This is a genomic window from Desulfobulbaceae bacterium, from assembly GCA_015231515.1.
Classification (GTDB): domain Bacteria; phylum Desulfobacterota; class Desulfobulbia; order Desulfobulbales; family VMSU01; genus JADGBM01.
In genome coordinates this window covers 1-3579 of record JADGBM010000192.1, presented here as the reverse complement: position 1 = coordinate 3579, position 3579 = coordinate 1, and the positions used below count along the sequence as shown (strand labels likewise).

Annotated in this window: 5 protein-coding genes and 1 pseudogene; 4 read left to right on the top strand and 2 right to left on the bottom strand. The window is 41.0% G+C overall.

The features are described 5' to 3' along the window. The 4 genes and pseudogenes from HQK80_16025 to HQK80_16010 form a co-directional block, all read left to right on the top strand. On the top strand, window positions 1-314 hold a 314-nt coding region (locus tag HQK80_16025; protein ID MBF0223700.1), incomplete at its 5' end, for a hypothetical protein. Between the two features lie 144 nt (window positions 315-458). Next, window positions 459-1418 (top strand): site-specific DNA-methyltransferase, encoded by a 960-nt coding sequence (locus HQK80_16020; GenBank protein MBF0223699.1) that lies wholly within the window; start codon window positions 459-461, stop codon window positions 1416-1418. Further along, on the top strand, window positions 1300-2037 hold the full coding sequence (locus HQK80_16015; protein MBF0223698.1) for a cytosolic protein: 738 nt from the start codon (window positions 1300-1302) through the stop codon (window positions 2035-2037). Before HQK80_16020 ends, HQK80_16015 begins: the two co-directional genes overlap by 119 nt. Before the next feature lie 157 nt (window positions 2038-2194). Next, a pseudogene (locus HQK80_16010) lies at window positions 2195-2466 on the top strand (type II toxin-antitoxin system Phd/YefM family antitoxin). A 222-nt stretch (window positions 2467-2688) separates the two neighbouring features. Here the strand turns inward: HQK80_16010 and HQK80_16005 are convergent. Both HQK80_16005 and HQK80_16000 read right to left on the bottom strand, forming a co-directional pair. Continuing rightward, window positions 2689-3276, bottom strand: coding sequence for a hypothetical protein (locus HQK80_16005; protein ID MBF0223697.1), 588 nt, complete (start codon window positions 3274-3276; stop codon window positions 2689-2691). Window positions 3277-3434: 158 nt separating this feature from the next. Continuing rightward, window positions 3435-3579 (bottom strand): hypothetical protein (locus tag HQK80_16000; GenBank protein MBF0223696.1); only part of this gene is annotated, 145 nt, incomplete at its 5' end.

Here is a 3579-nt window from a genome sequence, read left to right as displayed (position 1 = left end):
ACGAAGTTATTAAGGGCAAACGGGCCTATGGCTGCTCCAACTGGAAAGAAGGCTGTGGTTTTGTCCTTGAGCCGGACTGTAAGGGCCTGACGCTCACGGGTCAACAAATTCAAATACTACTACAGCAGCATGTACTCCCAAGTCCGGTACAGATCAATAATGAACCGCGAATGCTTATCCTCTCCACCAGAGGTGTAGTAATGGATCTCCGGTTACCCTCGGCCGATCGCCAACAGAAAGAGGGTAAAGCAGATCATCCGTCAAAAAAAGCCCCGGCCAAGAAGAGCAGGAAACCACTCCCACCGAACAACTGATTTTCTTGGGTCTCCCGGACTAAATAGCCCTGTAGCAGAACCAACAGTCCAGCGGACCTAATAGCTCAAATAAAGTTCGTAAAGCCCTTCGTGAAAAAATAAGGTACAGTGTCCCTATTCCACAAACCAGAACAAGGAGGCTTTATGGAGCAAATAGAAGCGAAAATTGAGAATGGCGACTGTCTGGATGTACTCAGAAATTATCCCAATAATTTTTTTAATTTAATTGTCACATCCCCACCTTATGCCGACAGCAGAAGTAAAACGTATGGCGGTATTAAGCCAGATGCTTACGTTGAATGGTTTTTGCCAAGAGCAAAAGAATTCTTTCGGGTTTTAAGACCAGACGGCACGTTTATCCTAAACATTAAAGAAAAAGCTGTTAATGGAGAACGCCACACATATGTACTGGAATTGATATTAGCTTTAAGAAAGCAAGGTTGGCTGTGGACAGAAGAATTTGTTTGGCATAAAAAAAATTGTTTCCCTGGTAAGTGGCCAAATCGCTTTAGGGATTCATGGGAGAGGTGCCTACAATTTAACAAATCCAAAAAAATTAATATGTACCAAGATGAAGTAATGGTACCTATGGGTGATTGGGCAAAAACCAGACTAAAAAATTTAAGCGACACAGACCGCACCCGTGATGAATCAAAGGTTAATAGTGGTTTTGGTAAAAATATTTCAAACTGGGTTGGTCGTGACATGGCATATCCTAGTAATGTGTTGCATTTCGCGACAGAGTGTTACAATAAAAATCATAGTGCCGTTTTCCCAAAAGCCTTACCTGAGTGGTTTATAAAGCTATTCACCAAAGAATATGACTGGGTTCTTGACCCTTTTGTTGGTTCAGGCACCACCGCAGAGGTAGCACAAATTTTAAACAGAAACTCAGTGGGGGTTGAAGTCCTCCCTGAATATTGCGAACTTGCAAAAGAAAGAACAGCCCATTATCAATACCGGCTATGTGAGGATGAAGTAAAATATGAAACCAATAACAAGAGAAAAAATAGCGGAGTATGTAGAGCAAAACATTCCGGTTTTCCACCGCAACCGAATAGAAAAATTGAAAAAACTCAAGTTGAAGGAAGTGCTCAAGCGTAAAAATCCGTACCTTTTTAAAGTCAAAAATATCACAACCGCTGGTGATTTTATCAAAACTATTCTTGACGCTCATTTGTCTTCCCAAGAAGAAACTTTGTTTGGTGGTTTTCTTGAAGGGTTATCTATCTATATTTGCAACTATGTTTACAATGGTACAAAATCATCTGCTGAAGGAGTTGATCTAGAACTTGAGAAAGACAACTCTAAATACATTGTTTCCATAAAATCAGGGCCAAACTGGGGCAATTCGAGTCAAATAAAAAAGATGAAAGATAATTTCCGAAAAGCCAAAAGAATTTTAGGAACCAACATCGCCTCTTCCCATAATGTCATTGCTGTCAACGGTTGTTGCTATGGGAAAGACAATTCCCCGGACAAGGGAGAATATTTAAAGTTATGCGGTCAGCGGTTTTGGTCATTTGTTTCCGGGAACGATAACTTATACACAGAAATAATTGACCCTCTCGGCCATAAAGCAAAAGAAAAAAATGATCTATTCTTTGATGAGTATGGCAAAGTCATCAATAAGTTCTCTCTTGAGTTTATAGAAATGTTTTGTGATCCAACCGGAGCAATCCACTGGGAAAAAGTAATCAAATTCAACTCTAGTGAAAAATAAGGTGGAACCAGCGATTTAATTCCCAGCCAGAAGCTGTTCAAAAGGGGTACAAAAGGCCATGCAAGAAACAAAACAAAAGGGGGTCGTACCAAGCTGACTCCAGTCCCTAAATAGCTCAGATGTACCATTAGGAATGAACTTATAGGAGGACAAAGCAATGCAAAAAACACCACAGATAGTTCCAATTTCCGATTTGCGCCAAAATGCTAGCGGCATTGTAAAACACTATCATCTTCTCACGACCCACTTTTCATTACTCAGAGAGGGCGAGCCGCTGCCGTTATGATGAGCATGCAGGAGTATGAATACAACCAACATGAATTAGAGATATTGCGCTTGCTTGCTCGTGGGGAAAAGGAAATAGACGCTGGCATTGGCTATGACCTAGAATCAGTTCTTGCTGAAGCCGACGAAATGCTGGAAGACTAAAAGGATGGAAATTTCCTTCACTCCGGCAGCACGTAATCAATTTTTGCAAGCTATAGCGTACATCCGGAGCGACAAACCTTCTTCAGCGATTTCATTTCGTGAAAAAGCAGAAAAATCTCTTTCTAGGCTTATTGGGTATTCAGGGGACACTTCCCAGTTTTTAAAGTCGACAAAATCAGGGAAGTGTCCCTAAATAATGGCACAGCTCTCTTTTTCAGTTTATTAATTGCCGATCTCAAGCATGGAGCCCCATGACTTTGTTTCGTTTTTCTCGAAGTTGATAGGGTCTTTGATGAACTTTACAATTTTCCGGGCAATCACCGGTGCATCTTGCAAAATAGCATCTTCCCCGGCAAAATTGTCGATTGCCAGAATAGGCATTATTGTTTGCTCTGTTATCAGTCGTTCAGCAATGATATCACCGCTTTTAACAACTTTGACAAAGATTTTTGTAGTTGACCAGTCCAAGCCAAAACCAAACCAAAATCGGTCGCGTTCATTGCCCCCGTTAATTTCTTCCAAGGTTGTGTGAACAACAAGTTCTGGGTTTGATTCATCATATTTGAAGTTTGGATTTTCTCTCTGTAATGACACCCTAATGTTAGCTGCGAGAATTTGACAATAGTCTCCGACAAAATCCGCCCTGATCTTTGTCACTTTGGTATTGTCACAATTAAGCACAGAGGAAAAACTCTTGACCTCTGCAATAGAGTAAGAGCTATGAATGCTGCTTTTGTCTGGCACGGTTGAAGCACATCCGGCCAGGTAGAGTAAGGCTGGAAGAAGAATGATCGTTGTGAGTATGTTCATGGACATCTCCTCTTGAGATTTTTCTCTTTGCATTAATAATGTTAAAACAAAAAGCATAAAAAATTAAAGGTATATCTACCAAAAACATCTGTTTTAGTCTCACATTTGTTTCAATTATTGCCCAATAACTACAGGATCAAGACTGAAGAGATCTGACATTAACCATGCGCTTTGACATCCATCTCAATGCCGTATTTTTTTATTCTGTGCCAGACCGTGACTCTGCTCACTCCGAGTATGGCTGCCGCTTTTGTCTTGTTCCCTCGCACCGCCTGGAGGGCCTCAATTAGCTGCTGCTTTTCC